Origin of the sequence: Halorubrum wangae (genome assembly GCF_051194135.1) — an archaeon.
Classification (GTDB): domain Archaea; phylum Halobacteriota; class Halobacteria; order Halobacteriales; family Haloferacaceae; genus Halorubrum.
This window is the reverse complement of sequence record NZ_JBLZNH010000001.1, coordinates 508,854-528,369: the sequence shown is the minus strand read 5'-3', so window position 1 is coordinate 528,369 and position 19,516 is coordinate 508,854. Positions and strand designations below refer to the sequence as shown.

The following is a 19,516-nucleotide window of genomic DNA, read 5'->3' as shown; positions in this document are numbered from 1 at the left end:
AGCTCGCCGGCTCGGATTCGGGATTCTGGTTGTCGGCTAGTATTTCCGTTTCTGTGAAAGCCGCGGTTAGAGGGCGTACTGGCTCCTCAAACATTGATTTTATTACACATCAGTCGTCACCAGTTATCAGGACAGGTTGATGCAGTTCCTCTCACACGTACGGCACCGGCGGTGGACGACAGTTTCCGGGTACGTATTGTTCGTTTCACTGATGGTCGCCGGCTACTACTACAACATCACATTCGTCCAGCTGGGACTGATCGATCTTGGGACCCGACTCGTCGGGATGTCCGACACTGCTGTCTCTATGTGGATGGCGGCACTCGCGCTCGTGACGCTTGTCGTCGCAGCCGTGACCGGCGTAACGATGGACCGGCGCGGCTGGAGTACGAACCTCCGGACGAAGCTTAAACTCCTGTTCGGCGTCGTTTGCGTTCAGTTCGCGCTCACGCTCGTGGCACCGATGATTCGGACCGTTCCCGCGTTCGGTGCTTGGATCGTCTTCGCGTCGATCGGGCTCGGCGTCGGATTCCCAGTCTCGTTCTCCCTCGCGATCGACCTCGTTCCTGTTTCTGATCGGGGATACGTGGCCGCGGCGATCACGGCCATCGCGTACTTCCTGGCGAACGCGATTCCGCTCTCCTGGTCTGTCGACGTCTTCAGCCAGTTGATGGTCACCGCGATGGCACCGGGCCTCTTGGTGCTCGGCATTGTGTCATTCGCCAGCTTCGACCGTCTTGATGCAATCCTCGACGCTCTCGGTAAGCAACACGAGTCGTACGGCACTGGAAGATTCTGTCACAGGGATCCGGTTCGTACGTTGAGTCTGGCATTCGCCGTCCCGGTCGTCTTGATGTTCGGCGTGTTCTTCATCGATAGTCTCGGGTTCCTCCGAATCATCGATACCCCATCGCTTCTCCTGAGTTCCTGGCAATCACCGGAGTTCTCGACGCGGCTGTTCATCGCCGTCGCACACGTCATCGGTGCCGTGATGGCCGGCGTCATCTACTCGAACTACTCGCTCTCGCGTATCTTCCTCTGGACGTTCGCACTGTTCGCGCTCACACACGTCATGTACACGTCCGACCTTCGTTTCGCAGAGTTGTTCCCGTCCATAGCCGGCGACAAGACGTCTCCCCTGAATCCCGCCCTGTACGCGGTGGCAGTGAGCTTCTACACGACGCTGAACTTCGCGCTCTGGCCCGACCTCTCGACGTCGGAAACGATCGGAACCCACTCAGCGATCGGCATCGGCGTCGCCGGCTGGCTCGCGACGTTCTCGAGTACCGCGCTCGCACTGTATTTCCAGGCGACCGAACTCACACTCCTCTCGCACCTGAACGTGGTGCAGGCGCTCTCACTGCTTCTCCTGTTCGGGCTCGTAGTCGGCCTGTACGGCAGACGGATGGCCGAACTCGCTCGCGAAAATCGGGGTGAAAGTGCATGAGTCCGACCGAAGCCATCCCGCTCCTCATCGTCGTCCTCCTCATGGTCTCCATCGGGGGCACCGAGATCCAGGAGATGTCCGTGACGTTCCAGGGGGACAACGATGTCGACTCACTCGCGGACGTCCACGTCGTCGCCGGCGGAACCACCACCGTCCCCGAGGACGCAACCGTCAGCGGTGACATCTACGTGATCGGTGGCACCGCAGACATCGACGGCACCATCGACGGCGACGTGACGCTCCTCAACGGAAATCTCACCGTGCGCGACGGTGCAACTGTGACAGGTACTGTCCAGACCTATTCAGGGTCGGCTTCGGTTAGTCCCGACGCGTCGGTCGGGAAAGTCTCGCAATTCGAGACACCAACCCCATCCAGCTCGCCCGCACAGCAGATCGGGGGATTCCTTCTGCAGTTTCTCGTCCTCGGTGCGTTCGGCTGGTGGCTCGTCGAGCGACACCCACTCGTCATCGAGAACGTCGGCGCGGCCATCACCGATCACGCGCTCGTCAGCGGCGTCATCGGCAGCCTCGGCGCAACGACCCTCCTCGTCCTCTTCGTCTATATGGCGTTCACCCTCATCTTGCTCCCGGTTGCCATCGTCGGGCTCATCGCCGAGTTCCTCGTCGTCCTCTACGGCCAGGCCGTGTTCGGATACCTCATCGGGACACGCCTTCCGATCGAGCGAGACGGGGTCGCGACGATCGTCGGGATCGCGGCATTCCTGCTGGTCATCGAACTCCTTGGGTTCGTACCGTACCTCGGCGGGATCGCACAACTTACCGTCGCAGTCGTCGGGTTCGGTGCCGTCCTGAACACGTACTTCGGCCTTCAGCGGTTCGAGCCCGTCACCATCCAGGGGGGTGCCTGATCATGTTCACAGTCTCTCACGACCCGATCAGCAACTGCAGTATCGAGGCCGACACTATCGATGAGGTGATTAATGTTGTCGTGGGGTTGTTTCAACGCGATCGCGTACTCCAGATGTTTGCGGCCAGTGAGACGATCGTAGAGTCCGTATCCGTCCGGAAGAATCCCACCCGCTGGTGGACTTCCCAGCATCGTTCGGTCCGAGAAAGCCAAATATCCCCCCGGAATAGACAGTCAGGTCGAGATCATCAACAGCAAGAACATCCGTTCCATAGCGTGTCGTCAATCCGGTTGTCTGGATAGGAATCTGTTTGTTTCCAGCCGACTCACTTGAGCCCGGTCTGGGTTTGTGAGAGGTGTCGATACCCTGCGTACGTGTACCCCTATGAACGTACCCCTGTACATTGTGCGACCAACCTGCTAGAGAAGAGCGTATATACCTCAGAGAGGGGAGACGACCGTCTGGACGTTCACGCCGACATCGGGGACTACATAATTCATCGTGCGCTCATGACATCCGAAGACTACACCGGTCAAGCCTTCAAGGAGTTCCGCCTCAGGTACGGTCGCAGCGTTGTTGGTATACTCCAACTGGAGATAGTGTACGTGCCCTACGGCGATGGTTCGGCGTCTGAGTTGCCAGATCCAACCCACGAATACAGCTCGGCTACGATCTGGGAGTCAGGGGTGGCCGTGGCACTTCATCGACATTTGTCAGTGTTTTCGCCCCCCAAATCATCACAACGAGGACTGCAAGAAGTACCCAAGTAGGATAATAGAACGGATCTGCAACCTCGACGGTTTCAGATACGAAATTCACCCACCCGTGCAGTAGAATGATACCGAGAATGCTACGTGACGTATGATTGTACACCCACGTGAAGACGACTGAAAGTGCGACGATACCAATCATAAACAGCCAGAACCCCGGTGTTGCAAATCCGACGACCTCACGCTGAAATGAGCCTTCTATGAAAAACAACGGGAGGTGCCAGACTGCCCAGACAACACCTAAGAGTAAGCTGGCAGCAACCGCTGACCAATCAAGCTGAAGCCGATCTAACGCATACCCACGCCAGCCTAACTCTTCAAGGATTGGCGGAAGCGTTGCGAAGAACAGTGCTGGCAGTATCGCTAGTGGATTCACGTTTAAGTCTTGTATCCCTTCGCCCCAGACAGCACCCGGGCCACCCAGTAACGAATCGGCGATAGCAGCCACGATTGTCACTACTACTGGAATCAACAGGATAACCAAGAACCATCGGAGACCGATTCGGCGAATCTGTTTGATGCGATTCCAGAAATCAGACCGTCCCCCAGAATCATACACGAGGTAGGTGAATCCAATACCAGCAGCACCAGGGCCGACAAGCCCGATCAGTAGCAGCACGGCTCCGAAGGCTGTGTCAAAACTCACCCCTAGGATTATCGCCGACAGCCAGCACCCCCATGTGATAGCAAACGTCACTCCAAAGAACACCCACGGGCTTCCCGCGGTGATCGAGGTATTGCCGATCGTTGACTGTCCGGCTTCTTGCATATTCAACTAAAGCCTCTCACACTATGTAAGCATATGTCAATAATAAATCCACTTGGGGGGCGGGACGACCAGATCCGTTGAGACTCCCTCGCGACAGAGCGGGAACACACAAGTAGCAGACACCGGCCGAAGTCAGCGACATAGGTCACCACCAGATTCGAGTTGAGGGCGACAACGTCGAAGCAGGCCTCGAGCTTCGATGAAAAACGAACGAGTGATCGCCCGCAATCGCCGACTACAGGAGCGTCTTCAGATTTAGCCACCGCCGGACGCGTATCCAACCAATCCCGACGGCTCCAAGCGAGACGGCGAGGTGCTGATCTATGTCGTCAAAACTGACGAAAAATTGTCGTCACTCGGCTGTCGACTGCGATCATCTCGGCGAGAACGCAACCGTCGTCGGGAACAATGTGATCGCGGTGGTTCTGCGTGACGAGGAGGTCATGGGGCCTTCAGGTCTCTGCCACAGTCTCGATTTACCGACACCAGGACTATCCGGCAGGACGCTGTATGGTGTCTATGACGAATGAACCGGAGAGCGAAATACTGACAGAGTTCAATGAACGGATAGAGCACCTTCCGGAATCGGTTGACCGAGCGGCAGTCAAGCGCATGCAAATGGTGGCGTACGTTCTCGATGAGGGATTCCGCGTTCCGGGAACAGACTATCGTATCGGTATCGATCCAGTGGTCGGTGTTCTCCCAGGCGCAGGAGACGTTCTCACCGGCGGATTCTCGCTGTACATCGTGCTTGAGGCGGCCCGTCTCGGTGTATCCTACACAACGCTGCTCAAAATGATCGCGAACATCTCCGTAGATGTGGTCGGGGGGACCATCCCTATCGTGGGTGATATCTTTGATATCGTCTGGAAAGCCAACAAGCGCAATTTCAAACTGGTAGTGAACGACCTCTCGAAACATGACGACCGCTCGTATCAGACACCAAGCGAGCGAACCGAGATCGAAGTCGAGTAATACGCTACTCCTGGCAGTCCCGGTATCCTCGTGGACATGAGGTCTAGTTGAACCGCGGATCGGTCTCACCAGGGGTGGACTGAAATCATCCAGCTGCCGAGTCAGTTGAGAGCCAGGTTGTCAACTGGTTTTACCTGGTAGGTACGAGGGGTATTCGCCCAACTGGCGGCCGGTGTCGGTGACGAGGAATTGATTTACAGACAGGTGAGCGGAGTTGGATGCCGGATTTCGACTAATAGCGCCGCTTGGGGCCTTCGATCTCCGTGATTGACTTGTGGTCGTTGGCGTCGTAACGTATCTGCGTCACCGCCGTGGTGAGAGTGTCCGCCCAGGTGTCGACATCGTAGCTATCGCCGAAGAGTTTGAGCACGGAGGGCGTCGTTCCAGTGTTATTCAACGACAAGATCTCCGCTACACTTACCGCACTGATACTTTTCAGGCGATGAAACAAGCTTAGATTCACGATATCGAGGCAGCCTTAGACCACAGTCAACACACGTAATCCACCAGTTCGGTTCTACAAACAACTCGCAATTGACAGTGGTATCGAGTTGTTTAGCTAATTTCTGAAAGGCGTCTCCATGTCCGCTGTCGCCACGTTCGTTGAGTAAGTGAATATGGATCAATTCGTGGCGAATAGTACTTGCCATTGCCTCCCAGCCTAGTTCCGCAAAGTATGCCCAAGTGAGTACTACTGATGTGGCCTCAGTTCCGGTGTATTTTACTTGGCCTGCTCTTCTCTTGGCTCTTCGACTAACCTCCCAATCCAACTGGCTAACATTTACAGACAACTCGTAGGCCTTGACGATCTCCCGGGCATACACCTTAGAGACTGCTATAAATTCTTCTTCCGAGCAGTCTGGTTCGATGGTATACTTATCAATATGCGAAGTTGTGTGGGGAGTAGTACTTGAGGTCTTCTCTGAAGTCATTTATTGGCAGTATGATAATCTGGCTTCCGAGAAGCGACATCGATACTGACTGACGAGTATCCCGCAGCGCTCGCTACGCTGTCTCCGGTGACACCCGCACCACTTGCTTGCCGATATTGTCGCCCTCGAACAGTCCGAGGAACGCGTCGGGCGCGTTCTCGAGGCCGTCGACGACCGTCTCGCGGTGCGTCAACTCGCCGCTCGCGACCCACCGGCCGAGCCGCTCGCTGGCCTCGCCGAACCGACTGGCGAAGTCGCTCACGAGCAGGCCCTGGACTCGCGCACGCACGGCGATCAGCTGCGGGAGCTTCCGCGGTCCGGTCGGCACCTCTTCGTCGTTGTAGTGAGCGATCTGCCCGCAGACGGCGACGCGAGCGTCGAGGTTCAGGTTCGCGAACACGGCGTCGGTGATCGGGCCGCCGACGTTGTCGAAGTAGACGTCCACGCCGTTCGGCGCGGCCGACTCGAGTGCCGCGTGATAGTCGTCGGTCGCCTTGTAGTTGATCGCGGCGTCGAAGCCGAGTTCATCGGTAAGCCACGCGGTCTTCTCGTCGGAGCCGGCGAACCCGACCACTCGACAGCCGTTGCGTTTTGCGATCTGGCCGACGACTGAGCCGACCGCGCCCGCCGCGCCGGAGACGACGACGGTATCGCCCGGCTTCGGCTCGCCGACCTCGAGCAGGCCGAAGTAGGCGGTCCGACCCGGCATCCCGAGCGCGCCGAGGTAGGCCTCGGGGTCGGCGACCGACGGGTCGACGGGAGCGACCGCGTCGGCGGCGAGGGTCGCGTAGTCGGCCCACGCGCCCTCGCCCGTGACGAGGTCGCCCGCGGCGTACGCGTCGTGCTCGCTCTCGACGACCTCACCGACGATTCCCCCCTTGAGGCTGTCGCCGACGTCCCAGGGTTCCGCGTAGGACTCGGCGTCGCGCATCCGCCCACGCATGTACGGGTCTACCGAGAGGAACCGCGTCCGGACGAGGAGTTCGCCCGGGTCGGGAGTCGGGACCGCGGACTCTCGGAGTTCGAAGCAGTCGAGATCAGGCTCGCCAGTCGGCCGTTCGGCGAGCACCCACTCGCGGTTGGTATCAGTCACACTCGCCGTTGCCGACGGCGACTGAATAGCGTTTGGACGCCAGCAGGACGCGTGCAAGTTCAGTCCTCGCCGAGTGAGATCGATAGCCCGCTGTCCGCGCGCTCGACGTCGGTCCCGAACGCCGCGGAGCGCTCGGCGACGGTGTCGCGGACCCACGCAGCGATTTCGGGGTCGGCGAGCGTCGCCGCCTCGTCGACAATCGCGGTTGGCTCGACGAGTAGTTCGTCGAGGTCGCCGTCGCGAACGACCACCTCGAAGAGCGCGCTCCGTTTGTTGTGGACGCCTTCTCGGTCGATGTAATCGACGTAGTCGTCCACGAAGTCGCCGGCGTCGTAGATGATCGGTCGCCCTCGGTACACCTCGACGCCTTGGAGGACGTGCGCGCTGTGGCCGTGGACGACGTCGACCCCTCGGTCGACGAGCCACCGACCGAATCGCTCGTGGACTCTCCGTGGCGTGGTTTCCCAGTTCGCCCCCCAGTGGAGCGAGGCGACGACGAGGTCGGGGTCGAAAGCGGCGGCCGCGTCGAGAATCCCCTCGACGAGCGAGCGGGTTTCAGAGACCGCCGGATCGAGCGTCGCGAACGCGGTCCCCGCGGTGTTAGCGGAGGCGGCGAACGCCTCGGACTGGTCGGTGAGCCCGAAGGCCGCGACCGTCAGATCGCCCGCTTCGAACACCGCGGGGTCGAGCGCGGTCTGCAGGTCGGGGCCGGCGCCGGCGTGGGTAATCTCCGCCCGATCCAAATGCGTCCGCGTGTCCCGAAGTGCGGGCGCTTGAAAGTCGAGAATGTGGTTGTTCGCGAGCGAGACGAACGACGCGTCGGCGGCTTCGAGCGCCGGGATCGCGAACGACGGATCCGATCGGAAGTAGTACACCTTGCCCGGCCACTTCGTGCCGCCCTCGGAGACACAACACTCCAAGTTGCCGACAAGCCCGTCCAGTTCGTTGAGGCGCGGTAGCGTCGACCCCCACACGCCGGTAGGGTCGTCGTCGATCCACCGGTCGTTGACGCTGCGGCCGAGCATGAGGTCGCCGACGAACCCGAGTCGCGCGTCGACAGTGGCGGCGTTCAGACCGTCGCGTTCGCTCGAATCGTCGCCCTGCCACCTCGAGCGTCGCCCGGCACAGCCGGTGACGCCGGTCAGTCCGGCGACTCCGGAGGCCAACACGGTTCGTCGCGTTCGCATCGTCACGTGGGTTCGACGAGCGCCGATTTCAAGGCTCGGGTGAATCGGCTGAGTGTCGATCAGCCTCAGTACTCGATCGCCGCGGAGTACCGGTCCAACACGAGCACGAACGCCGCGCCGGCGACCGCGGCGAGTGCGAACCGGGGGGCCGCGGCCCGCCACGACTCCCCGCTCTCTGCGAGCCGAACCGACACCTCGAGGAGCGGTGCCCGGAGGGCACCGACGACGAGGCTCAAGAGGAACGCCAGCGTCGCGCTCCGGGCGCGGGCGAGCGCGTACTGAACCGCGTGAGCGATCGTGAACAGCCCGACGACGCCGCCGACGAGGAACGTCGCGACGGTCGGCAGCGTCTCGACCAACGCGTCGCTTCCGTTTCCGGTAACGAGCGCGGCCAGCCCGTCGACCGTCTGGCTCACTGTGCCAGACATGTACTCGTACTGGCCGAGCACGACCAGCAGCAGCGACCCGGAGATGCCCGGCAGCACCATCGCGCTGACCGCGACCGCGCCGGCGAGAAAGACGACCGGCAGTGAGCTCCCGAGGCCGGTCGAAGCAACCCCCGAGGCGAGAAACGCCAGCAGGAAGCCGGCGACTGCGGCCGCCTTCCGTCGCGGCGTATCGAGCGAGACGCCCCCAAGCAGCGCGCCCGCCGAGGCGGCTATCAGTCCGAAAAAGAAGCCATACGTCGCGATCGGCCGCGATGCGAGGAGGTAGTTGACGCCGCTCAACACGACGATGACCGCCGTGCCGATGCCCGCGCCGAGCACGAGAAGAAAGGCGCCGTCGACCTCGTGAAACGCCGCGCGAGCGTCCGGAATATTGGTGGGCCGGACGCCAGCGAGGACGCGACGAACTCGGCCGAGATCGATCGCGGTCACGGCCGCAATCAGGCGCTCGTAGATGCCGACGATCAGCGCGATGGTGCCGCCAGAAACGCCGGGGACCGCGTCCGCGCTCCCCATCGCGATGCCCTTCAGATACAGGATCGCCCAGTTTCGGAGGCCTGCCATCGTCGGTTACGCGCTCGCGCCCCCGACGAGGATCGCGTCGGCGTCAGTCGCGTCCGCGACGACGGGAGCCGTGGGGACGAGCGTTGCCGACTCGTTACCATCGGAGCCGCTCCCGCCGATCGGACACTCGGGATCACCGCTCGGACAGTCGATGACCTCCCGTTCGAGTTCGACCGTCGCCGCGGCGTCGTCCGCGCCGACGACCTGCGCCTCGGTCACCTCGACTTCGCCGACGCGCTGCGTCGTGTACAGGTCGTCGCCGGTCGTCTGTGCGGTGCTAACGGTGTACGCCCCGGTCGCACGGACGCTGGTGTTGGTGTAGCCGTTCTCGGGGCCGAACTCGTCGTAGCCGGTCGTCGAGTACGGCACCGTGAACTCGAAGGTCCCGTCTGCGTCGGCCTCCGTGTACTGGGTGTACTCGAACGTCTGGCCCGAGGGCTTCTCGAGTTCGACGGTCGCGTTGACCTCCGCGCCGGGCTCAGCGCCCGATCCCTCGATCGTCGCGCCGGGAACCCGCTCGAAGGTCTTCACGAAGTCGTCCTGGAATGCCGCGAGGAACGACTCGCCGAGGATGTCTTCGACGGTGGTTCCCTCGGCGACGAGCTGCTGGAGGATCTGAATCTGCCTCGCGGAGGCCGACCGACCCTTTGCCTCGGAAACGTGGACCAGGCGGTGGTGCTCCAACGCCGACACGCGCTCGGAGGGGAGGTCGCCGACGCCGCCGATCTGCGCGCTTCCGTCCGCCTCGACGTACTCGCGGGCTGCGGTCATGTTGTCGAACTGGCGGACCGTGGTGCGCGGGTTGCTCGGGATGACGCTCACGGTGACCTGCTCACCGCTCTGCGTCTGGGCGGTCCGCGGCTCCCAGTCGACGACGACCGGCTCGGGGTCGACCGCGCTACCGTAATGCTCGTACAGGCGGATCATCTGGCTCTCGTGGTAGCGCTGGGTGTTCACCTGCATCACCGTGCTAAACCCGCCCTGTTCCGTCTCCTGGTAGAGGACGCGGTTGAAATCGGAGCGCGTCTCGTTGCCGGAGTAGAACGTGACGGGCGCTCCGAACTTGGAGTTCGGCGAGGCCATCTGCCGGTCGACCATCACGTAGCGGGTGTGTTCGCCCTCCGTACTCTGGCTCGCGAGGACCTCGCGGGAGGCCTCCTCGCTGGGCGCGAGGAGGTAGTCGGCGGCTTCGCCAGCGTTCTGCTGGAACGGGTTCGCGTTCGGAATGCGCTCCGCGCGGGTGGTGATCCAGTGGCCGTAGTCCCACCACGACTGCACGCCGTAGGCGCCCTCAGGATACTCGAAGTCGCCGTCTGCCGGGCGCTCGTAGGTACCGTACAGCTCCATCGGGTTGTCCGCGCCCTCGAGTTCGCCGGGCGTGGGCGTCTCGTCGTTCATCCACTGGAGGCTGTCGTCCCACTGGACGACGCTGCCGGGGCCGGTGTTCGCGCCTGCGGCCCACACCGGAGTGGCCATCGCGACCAGCGGAACGATCAGGACGACGACGAGTGCGATCGCGACCATCGCCTGCCACCCCTCGACGTCGCGGAGGTCGTCGAGTGACCGAAGACTGATCGAGTTGAGGGCCACTTGGAGGAAGTACGCCGCGCCGACCGCGACGATCACGGCGAGGTAGTAGTTGAAGCGAGTCTGCGTGAACGCGGCGCTCCCGATAAAGGCCGCCCACACGCCGAAGTAGAGCTCCTCGGTGTCGTACTCGACGAGGAACGTCGCGCCGACGAGGAACGCGGCGGCGATGACGAGGCCGACCACCTGCCAGTCGAGGCCGACGAGGCCACCGATGGCGCCGTAGAGCTGGGGTACCGCGTAGACGGAGCCGACGACCGCGAGCGCGGCCGGGATGTAGAGGGTGTGGTTGGCGTCGTCGGAGCGGTAGAGGGGCCGCGCGAGGATGTAGAGAATCGCTGCGAGCGCGAGGAAGAAGGCGAAGCCGTACTGCGAGAGGACGAAGTCGGAGAAGGCGGCGTTCTGGAGGGGAGGTTGGCCCTCGCCGATCGTCCGGAACGAAGCGCTCGCGCTGAAACCGATGAAGTTCAGGAGATTCGTCGTGAGCGTCGACCACAGCGACGGAAGCGCGAGCCAGACGACGCCCGCGGAGGCGAGGATGAGCCCGCCGACGGCCGGCGGGTAGGTGTTGACCTCAAGCTCTCGGTGCTCCCACTGCCGGGCGAGCCACGCGAGGAAGACGGCGCCGACGGCGACGCCGAGCGGAAGAACAACTTGGAGGAGCGAATACTGGGTGGGAGTAAACGAGAACGTGTCGAGCGGGATCAACTGCATGAGGCCAGCGACGCCCATCGAGATGGCGCCCGCGAAGGCGATAGGCTCCGGACTTTTGCGGTGGAAGGTGTCGCTGGTGAGTTTCACTGCGAGGAAGACGCCGGTGAAGCCGACCATGAGGATGCCTGGCTGCCACGTCCACATGTAGAGGCCGAGCGCGACTCCTGCGGCCGCGGCGTACGCGGCGGGACGTTTGAGCGCGTCCCAGTCATGGTCGACAATGAGCTCCCAGACGGGTGCCTCGCGTTCGGCGACAGCGAAGGCGACGAGGAACGCGAGGACGGCGAGACTCTGGAAGAGCACTTCGGCAGCGCTGTGGTCCGGGAATCCGACGAGACTGTAACTGAAGAAGGTCCCCGGGAGAAGCGCAAGGACGACGACAGCTGCGAGCGCAGCGAACCGGTCAACGAACCGGCGTGCGATGAAGTACGTCGGGATCGCGACGAGTGCCCCGGCAATGGGGGCCATAATAAGCATAACCTCCTCGGTGCTACCCATGATCGGGCGGGCGATCCAGACGCTTACCGCTATTATATGGTCCCACAGCGTCCCGAACTGGCCGACCTGGTTACCAAGCGGGAAACCGGTCCAGACGTCGAAGGGCATGGTTTTCGGCCAGTTTTGAAGGAGATAACTTGTCTCACGGAAGTGATACCACGCGTCGTTACCGCGGAAGTAGACTTCCCCATTAACGACAAAGTTGCCGTATGACCGAAGCCGAGCCCACAACATGAAAGCTAGCGCCCCGAAAAGGAGGGGAACATGGTACCACTTTTTGACCAAGTCGGAGGGCGAAGACGCCGATCCGTCTGGTGAATCGTTCGCTTTACTCATTACGTGAAGACGACTGTCAAAACGCGCATAAGGCTTGTCATCTCTCCTTCAATCACTTCTCAAACGATGGTTGATTCACCCATGAGGGGCAGTCACGGGAGTTTATTTAAAACGGACCAAACAGTTCGTATAAAGTCTCTCGAACGTGTTGTGAGGAGGATTCCCACGTATATCGCTCTGCGGCGAGTAACCGGGCATTATTACCAATCCGTCTCCGAATTTTACTGTCAGTACGCAATTTTTCGAGCCTTTCCGGGATTTCAGCCACATCGGACACCAGTAGATGCGTTTCGTCACCTCCGTCAAGTCCTCGTGCACCGAACGGAGTCGAAACAACTGGGAGGCTTCGAGCGAAGTATTCAATGAGTTTGATGTTGGTTCCTCCTCCCGACACCATCGGGTTCAACGCGATGTCGGCCGCATCGAAGTGGGCCTCAAAATCTTCCGTGACGTATCCGGTCGTGGTGACGTTTGACGGAAGACTCCGACCATCGAGTGCGTTGCCGACGTCGCCGAGAATAAGGAACCGAAAGTCGTGATCTCGCTCTTCGAGGTCCCGGGCAACATCAACGACGATCTCGGCCGCCTCGACGTTCGGACGGTAGTTACTGCCCATGAACAGCGAGACGGTCGCGTCTGTTGGGATCCCGTACCGCTGTCGAACTCGATTCGCATCGTCCGAATCCGGACGATGCTCGCGAAGATCCTCCTCGTACGCCCCGTTCGGTGCCGTGATCACCGGTCCGCCCGGATTGTACTGATCGCGATATACGTCTGCGTCTCGGTCACTCGTGCAGATCACGGCGTCGGTCTCCTCAACTGCCCGCCGTTCCAGCGCGGCTACCCGTTTCCGTACTTGTTCGGAAAAAAGCGGTTGTTCAATATCGCCGAAGCGCTCCGTCTCGACGTTGTGGCTCGAATAGACGACTGGTGCATCCGGGTCCGCGTGGTCGAGTACGTACACCATCTGCCAGGGTTCGCGCACGACGACGATATCTGCGTTTGACAGGAACTCATCGAGACCATCGCTTACGGCTCGGAGTGAACCGCTAGCGAGTAAGTTCGGATACCCGAGAAGCATCGGGGCCTTTAGAATTTCGTGAAGCGGGTGGAGATGTCGTCGCTCCTCGTACCCGTCCGCGATCGTCACCCATCGTCGAAGATCGAGCGATCGGTACATTGCGGGTGATCCGCCCTGACAATAGCGGACAACGGAATCGCCGAACTCCGGGAATTCCTTCATCAGCCCGTGTGTGCGATGATCGCCTCCCATTCGCGGTGGATACGTGACGTAGGGAGCGACCTGGCACACATTCATTTTGTAATGAAGAGGCGAATGCTGATATAGTGATGACGATTCAGTCATCTCATTTGTCTGTAAGACTCTCGTACGCGATCATTGACGAAATCGGTGGGTATTAATCCTATGAGTGTGGTTTTTGATAAGTCTCAATGCACGTCGTCCAAGTGACGCAGAGCTATCCTCCGTCACAAGGAGGTGTTGAAAATCACGTGGAGGCGATCAGTACTCGTCTCGTTGAGGCTGGACACAAGATCACAGTCATCTCTGCGGATGCAGGTACTGGGAGACGGTTCGAAACTCGGAATGGCGTTGCAGTTCGTCGTTACCGGTCTCTCTCACCGGATGGTGCATATCACTTTGCTCCACAAGTAGCCGACGTGATCCGGAAAATCGAGCCAGATATCGTTCACGCCCATAACTATCATGCGCTGCTTCTACCGTTCGCGGCAATCGCTGCGAGAGATGCCACACTGATTGTCACTCCTCACTATCACGGTGGAAGCGAAAACAGGATCCGAAACTTACTTCTGAGGGGATATCACCCGATTGGTCAGTGGATTTTCGATCGAACAAATGCTGTTGTCGCGGTTAGTGAGTGGGAAAGCACTCAACTGCAATCAGATTTCGGAATAGAGGCCGAGGTGATTCCGAACGGGATCGATGTGGATCGATTCTCAACCGCGGAACCACACAAACATAACCGGCCATATTTACTCTGTGTCGGACGGTTAGAGAGGTATAAAGGAGTTCAGTATGCGATCCGAACGATGACCGAATTCCCGGATCACGACCTTTTGATCGCTGGAAGTGGTCCGTATAGGAAACACCTTGAGAACGTTGCCGAGCAGACGAGTGTCGAGGATCGCGTTCGTTTCCTCGGGCACGTCCCAGATCAGGATCTCCCCGGCCTATATTGTGGCGCGGAAGTGTTCATAACATTATCGTCGTTCGAGTCGTTCGGCCTAACCGTCGGAGAAGCGCTGGCAGCAGGAACGCCTTGCGTCATATTACGTCAGGGAGCACTCGTGGATTGGGAAGCGTATGAGGCCGTTTTGGGCGTTGACTCACCAGACACCGATAGAGTATGCGAGGCTGTCAACTCTGTTCGTTCATTAGAGGTGGACAAAAACAGAATCCCAACATGGAGTAATCATGTTGAACGCTTAACTGAATTATACCATAATGCAGCCTGAGAGAATTTCAAAATTTCCGGGGCGACCATCAACTCAAACTGAGTGGCATTATAGGAATCGATCAGTCCATTACGAGCGGTAGAATCATCTAATGAAACTGCTTGCAGTAACAGACAATTTGGCCAACGTGGGAGGTGCAGAACTCAGCGCACAAACCACTATTAGTGAACTGAGCCACCGCAGTGATATTAGCGAAGTAACAGTTATCGGCGTGAATTCATCCAGTGAATCAAATCTTGATTTCGGTGATGCTCACGTTGTACCAGTTAACATTCCGGAACGCGTAGAGCGTCTTCCGGCGCTAGCTGCTGATCTAATTATTAAGAAATTGCTCGCTCGAGAGATAGAGGCTCAAAGTAAATCTGCTGACCTGATACATGCACATCATCGTAGAAGTGCTCTCGCATTAAGCGGCATCGAGACGTCGGCGAAAACAATTGCCACCGTTCGGGACTACTGGCCAGTTTGCCCCATCAGTACGTATAGCGTAGCGGGCGAGCGTTGTACAGGATGCGAGGATCGACTAGACGACTGTGTTACGCGGAATGATCTAGACGGTCACAGTAGAACCGGAACGAAAGCCTATCTCTTGGCGAAACGGAGGCATCAGCGTCAGGTTCTTTCATCGATTGATTGTTCTGTTTTCATTGCGAACCATTTGCGTGACCGAATGTCGAATAGTATGGAACTGCCCCCCCACACCACAGTGGTCTACAATCCCGTTTCCATGGATACCGATATCGAATCTGTTTCGCTTCCTTTCCCGACTTTCGTTACTGCAAGTTCGCTCACGAGATCAAAGGGGATTGAAACAGCGATCAAAGCGGTGGGCAGGCTGGCCGATCGATACCCCAATTGTCGGCTGATCGTATTCGGTGACGGTCCTGATTATGAGCGATTGGATCAGGTAGCAGAGACTCACGCTCCAAACTCGATTGAATTTCGTGGCAGAGTGCCAACATCCAATGTTTATCGTACTATGGCCGGTGCAACTGCGACCATCTTTCCCTCTCTGTGGGAGGAACCATTTGGGCGAATCACGGTCGAATCAATGATGCTCGGCACTCCGGTAATCGGGAGCGATGTCGGAGGTATCGCAGAGATCATTGAGGATGGTGCAAACGGGCTGCTATTCCCTCCAGGGGACTCCTCCAATCTGGCGGCTAAATTGAGAAGGATCACCGAAGAAGGAGACCTACGGAGGAAACTATCATCAAAGGGAAGGCTCCACTCTAGACGATTCCGGCCTGAGCGGATTGCAGACGATCATATAAGCGCTTACTCTGGGATTCTATGAACGTGGTTACCTAATATTCGAATTGAGTGGTCTCTTCGGAGTCAATTTTGGGCAAATTTCGATACGTATCGGCATATAGATTCATCGTTGTAACGAATGGGAAATACATAAATCGGTATGGGAACATCCTGTTAACAATGGACATTAACTTCTTGGTCGAAAAATTTCCAAGTACCACTCAGACGTTCATTCAAAACCAAGTAGTCGGATTACTAAACCAGGATCAAAATGTGTCTGTTTTTGCGGAATCCAAGTCAGACTCAGATACCATGCATGACGTGGTTGAGGAGTACGATCTCGATAGACGGGTGACTTATTCTAATGCCCCCCAGTCATATCGGGAGGGTCTCCAGCTTCTGTCTGATTCCCTTCCCCCATTATTACGGAATAGCCAAATTCCGAAACGGGTTATTCTCAGAGAATTCGCTGCTGGCACATCAGCGCCTCGCCGGATATCCAATCTAAGAACTCTTTCAGAGAGCGAAATAACGGATGTCTATCACGCTCACTTCGGAACGGTCGGTAATCGATATCTAAGCTTTATGAAATGCCATGACGTGCCATATATCGTGTCATTCTACGGTCGGGATGCCAGTCAATCGCTTCAGGTGGATCCTCACGTTTACGACGAACTGTTCAAGCGCGCTGACGCGGTCACTGTATTAAGTGAAGACATGCGATCAGCGATTATCGAGGCGGGCTGCCCGAAAGAGAATACAGAAATACTCCCACTGAGTATCGACACGGACCGTTTCCCGTACCATAGGCGATCGTTAGACGGTGGACCCATTCGGTTACTTACGGTAGCACGATTTGTCGAAAAGAAGGGGATCATGTACGCGCTTGAAGCGGTCGCAGCCATCGCAGAGAATCACGACCTCCGGTATACCATCATCGGCGACGGCGAACGACGTGACCTGATCGAGACAAAAATAGAGGAACACAGTCTTGAAGACGTGGTCGATCTCCGGGGATGGCAGCCGCAGTCGGTGGTCGCAGATGAGATGGCAGAAGCGCACTTATTCTTGTTACCCAGCGTCACGGCCGAGAACGGGGACAAAGAGGGGACGCCCACCGTATTACTCGAAGCGCAGTCGATGGGACTGCCAGTCGTTGCAACGCACCACGCCGGAATTCCGGAGATCGTTGATGACGGTGAAACGGGGTTACTCGTCCCGGAACGAGACAGCGAGGCGCTTACTCGCGCGCTTGAGACGCTGCTCGCGGAACCCGATCGATGGTCGGAAATGGGAAGGCATGGTCGCGAGCACATCGAACAGAGTCACTCGATCGAGGCCGTAACGGACAACCTCATGGAGCTGTACAACTCTGTTTTGTAGGTTGTCAGGAAGTGATCGTGTCGAAGAGGTCTTGACGGGCGAGGTACCAGTCTACCGTCGCCTCGATCCCCTGATCGATGTCGTAGGACGGTTCGTAGCCGAAGATCTTACTCGCTTTCGAGATGTCTGCAACGTATCGGCTAACCTCGCCAGTTCGATTCTCCTCGACGTTGATCGAGACGTCGGCGTCGGTCTTGTCGACAATCGTCTGTGCGACCTCAACCAGAGAGGTCCCCTCTCCCGACGCGATGTTGAACGTACTGCCGGCAGCCTTGTTGAACTGTTCAACAACTCGTACGACACCGTCGACGCAGTCGTCGATGTACGTGAAGTCGAGGACTTTGTCGTCTCCGTAGACGGTCAGATCCTCTCCCTGGGACGCCTGCGCGATAAACAGCGGAATCACTCGATTCGACGCGTCGTACTTCCCATAGACGTTCGAGAAGCGGACGATGCTGGTGTCGATGTCGTAGCAGACGTCGTAGGACTTGACCAACGCCTCGCCGCCGATCTTGCTCGCGGTGTACGGGCTCTCGCACTCGTCGACGTATGTGTCCGTCTCGTCGTAGATGATCTTGCCGTTGTTTCCGTACACTTCCCGGCTGCTAGAGAATATGAAGTCGGCTCCGATCTCCCGGGCGTATTCTAAGATAGTAAATGTGGTATCAAAATTTTCTTTCGCGAGATCGGGATTTTGGACCAGCTTATGGACACGAGCATTCGCAGCGAGGTGAATTACTAAATCGAATGTATTAGGTAGTTGTTCAACAGTCGATTTATCGGTAGCATCTGCGATGATGGTACGTTTGTTAATCTCAGTTGACCATCGATTTTGTTTAAGATCTGTCCCTCGGACATCGTAACCCTTCTCAAGTAGCCGGTGACAAAGTGCGGTTCCAATAGTTCCACTACTTCCGGTAACCAAGATGGATTTGGTTGGCATTATTGCTAGATACTAGTTTACCCATTTAAACTATTTGTTGTATGGTAGGTGAACACTCACAATATACCCGGAGTGCCAAGGAGGAACCTGGCTCATCCAATAATATTATATTGGAATGAATGAATTGCTGAAAAGTCATGTTTATAACCTGCGGACGACTGGGTGAGATATAAACCAAAATATATGGTATTACATATTGCTTATATTGTCGGTGGTGATGCTTGGTATGAGTGCTTCGCATCAATTGCATCGCTGTTGGATAACAACAACAAGAATAAATTCCACATACATATTATATCTGAGGAAGAATATAACAAGGATTTTTTTCAAAACATTGAGTATCTAAATAATATCCATGGTAAATTTGACATAACATTCATACATGTACCTGGAAATAAATTTGACTGCCTTCCAGATTCAAATATCTCAAGAATTCCAAAGGGAGTTAATATTAAACTACTCCTGGGAGATCTCCTACCGGAGGATGTAACACGTGTATTATATTTAGACTCAGATACCATAGTGAAGGAAGATATTTTACCAATCATGAATGAAGATATTTCAGACTATGTTGTGGCCGCAGCTCCTGATTATTGGAATTCTGTCGCAGGTCTAAACGTCTCCTTGGAAAAAAGATATTTTAATGCAGGCGTTATGTATATTAATATTAAAAAATGGAGAAATGAGAATATTGCATCAAGGTCAATTGAATTCATCGAAAAATATAATCCATACAGTAATGAGCAAACAGCACTTAATGCCGTGTTACATCGGGATAACAATGTGAAAATTATATCTCCGATATGGAATTTCCCACCAAATACTGATTTAGTAAAGGACGGAAACATAGATATTGACTATACCAAGATTAAGATATTGCACTATGCATCCACATCCCCTTGGAGAGACGGAAGTGACTCTGAGTGTGACATATGGGAAAACTATTATAAACTCACAGACTACACCGCAACATATGCTAACTTTGAACCAACTTTTATAAAAAGGGTTGCCTTGGGCATATGTAAATATCTTAAACTTGTTCACCGATGAGAACTTTATGATCACAGAACAGTAGCCTTAACCGATCCGTCTTAGAAAAATTAAGCTCTACAGTTTACTAATTCGCATATGTATATTTTGAACGCACTTCGTTAATCTTTTCCGAAGAGGTTACCAAAATCGTACTCGACAATGAGCTCAACTGAGACTAGTGAGAAGTTCGGACTGTCGTTACCCAATCCTCGTTTGGGATT

The 19,516-nt window shown here is 57.0% G+C and carries 15 protein-coding genes and 1 pseudogene; 7 read left to right on the top strand and 9 right to left on the bottom strand.

Annotated features, from left to right (window positions below; all coding sequences use genetic code 11):
- The first annotated feature begins 139 nt into the window (after window positions 1-139).
- Together ACNS84_RS02700 and ACNS84_RS02695 are read left to right on the top strand one after the other, a co-directional pair.
- The gene (locus tag ACNS84_RS02700; RefSeq protein WP_435073303.1) at window positions 140-1,447 is read left to right on the top strand and encodes an MFS transporter; all 1,308 of its coding nucleotides are present in this window, start codon (window positions 140-142) and stop codon (window positions 1,445-1,447) included.
- Window positions 1,444-2,316, top strand: coding sequence for a DUF8173 domain-containing protein (locus ACNS84_RS02695; RefSeq protein WP_435073302.1), 873 nt, complete (start codon window positions 1,444-1,446; stop codon window positions 2,314-2,316). The genes ACNS84_RS02700 and ACNS84_RS02695 overlap by 4 nt, the downstream gene beginning before the upstream one ends.
- A 17-nt stretch (window positions 2,317-2,333) precedes the next feature.
- On the opposite strand, the pseudogene ACNS84_RS02690 reads toward ACNS84_RS02695, so the two are convergent.
- Window positions 2,334-2,622: pseudogene (locus ACNS84_RS02690) on the bottom strand (ATP-binding cassette domain-containing protein); the annotation flags it as partial.
- A gap of 360 nt (window positions 2,623-2,982) precedes the next feature.
- Window positions 2,983-3,855, bottom strand: a complete 873-nt coding sequence (locus ACNS84_RS02685; RefSeq protein ID WP_435073301.1) for a CPBP family intramembrane glutamic endopeptidase — start codon at window positions 3,853-3,855, stop codon at window positions 2,983-2,985.
- A gap of 519 nt (window positions 3,856-4,374) precedes the next feature.
- On the opposite strand from ACNS84_RS02685, the gene ACNS84_RS02680 reads away from it, so the two are divergent.
- Window positions 4,375-4,830 carry a DUF4112 domain-containing protein gene (locus ACNS84_RS02680; protein ID WP_435073300.1) on the top strand — a complete coding sequence of 152 codons (456 nt, stop codon included), beginning with the start codon at window positions 4,375-4,377 and terminating at the stop codon, window positions 4,828-4,830.
- A 389-nt stretch (window positions 4,831-5,219) separates the two neighbouring features.
- Here ACNS84_RS02680 and ACNS84_RS02675 read toward each other — a convergent pair whose 3' ends face one another.
- The 6 genes from ACNS84_RS02675 to ACNS84_RS02650 all read right to left on the bottom strand — a co-directional run bounded on the left by ACNS84_RS02675 (window position 5,220) and on the right by ACNS84_RS02650 (window position 13,430).
- Window positions 5,220-5,762: a SprT-like domain-containing protein gene (locus ACNS84_RS02675; RefSeq protein ID WP_435073299.1), complete on the bottom strand. Its 543-nt coding sequence runs from the start codon at window positions 5,760-5,762 to the stop codon at window positions 5,220-5,222.
- A gap of 73 nt (window positions 5,763-5,835) precedes the next feature.
- The gene (locus ACNS84_RS02670) at window positions 5,836-6,855 is read right to left on the bottom strand and encodes an NADP-dependent oxidoreductase (protein WP_435073298.1); all 1,020 of its coding nucleotides are present in this window, start codon (window positions 6,853-6,855) and stop codon (window positions 5,836-5,838) included.
- Window positions 6,856-6,914: 59 nt separating this feature from the next.
- Window positions 6,915-8,042 (bottom strand): CapA family protein, encoded by a 1,128-nt coding sequence (locus tag ACNS84_RS02665; RefSeq protein WP_435073297.1) that lies wholly within the window; start codon window positions 8,040-8,042, stop codon window positions 6,915-6,917.
- A 65-nt stretch (window positions 8,043-8,107) separates the two neighbouring features.
- Window positions 8,108-9,052: a DUF368 domain-containing protein gene (locus ACNS84_RS02660; RefSeq protein ID WP_435073296.1), complete on the bottom strand. Its 945-nt coding sequence runs from the start codon at window positions 9,050-9,052 to the stop codon at window positions 8,108-8,110.
- Window positions 9,053-9,058: 6 nt separating this feature from the next.
- The gene (locus tag ACNS84_RS02655) at window positions 9,059-12,187 is read right to left on the bottom strand and encodes an oligosaccharyl transferase, archaeosortase A system-associated (protein WP_435073295.1); all 3,129 of its coding nucleotides are present in this window, start codon (window positions 12,185-12,187) and stop codon (window positions 9,059-9,061) included.
- A gap of 106 nt (window positions 12,188-12,293) precedes the next feature.
- Entirely contained in the window at window positions 12,294-13,430 is a 1,137-nt protein-coding gene (locus ACNS84_RS02650) for a glycosyltransferase family 4 protein (protein WP_435073294.1), read from the bottom strand.
- Window positions 13,431-13,639: 209 nt separating this feature from the next.
- Between ACNS84_RS02650 and ACNS84_RS02645 the strand changes: the two genes are divergently transcribed.
- The 3 genes from ACNS84_RS02645 to ACNS84_RS02635 all read left to right on the top strand — a co-directional run bounded on the left by ACNS84_RS02645 (window position 13,640) and on the right by ACNS84_RS02635 (window position 17,320).
- Complete coding sequence (locus tag ACNS84_RS02645; protein WP_435073293.1) at window positions 13,640-14,683, top strand: glycosyltransferase family 4 protein; 1,044 nt, start codon at window positions 13,640-13,642, stop codon at window positions 14,681-14,683.
- Between the two features lie 91 nt (window positions 14,684-14,774).
- On the top strand, window positions 14,775-15,980 hold the full coding sequence (locus ACNS84_RS02640) for a glycosyltransferase family 4 protein (RefSeq protein WP_435073292.1): 1,206 nt from the start codon (window positions 14,775-14,777) through the stop codon (window positions 15,978-15,980).
- 137 nt (window positions 15,981-16,117) lie between these two features.
- On the top strand, window positions 16,118-17,320 hold the full coding sequence (locus ACNS84_RS02635) for a glycosyltransferase (RefSeq protein ID WP_435073291.1): 1,203 nt from the start codon (window positions 16,118-16,120) through the stop codon (window positions 17,318-17,320).
- Between the two features lie 4 nt (window positions 17,321-17,324).
- On the opposite strand, the gene ACNS84_RS02630 is transcribed toward ACNS84_RS02635, so the two are convergent.
- Window positions 17,325-18,263, bottom strand: a complete 939-nt coding sequence (locus ACNS84_RS02630) for an NAD-dependent epimerase/dehydratase family protein (protein ID WP_435073290.1) — start codon at window positions 18,261-18,263, stop codon at window positions 17,325-17,327.
- Between the two features lie 183 nt (window positions 18,264-18,446).
- Between ACNS84_RS02630 and ACNS84_RS02625 the strand changes: the two genes are divergently transcribed.
- Window positions 18,447-19,313: a glycosyltransferase family 8 protein gene (locus ACNS84_RS02625; protein ID WP_435073289.1), complete on the top strand. Its 867-nt coding sequence runs from the start codon at window positions 18,447-18,449 to the stop codon at window positions 19,311-19,313.
- Window positions 19,314-19,516: the final 203 nt, after the last annotated feature.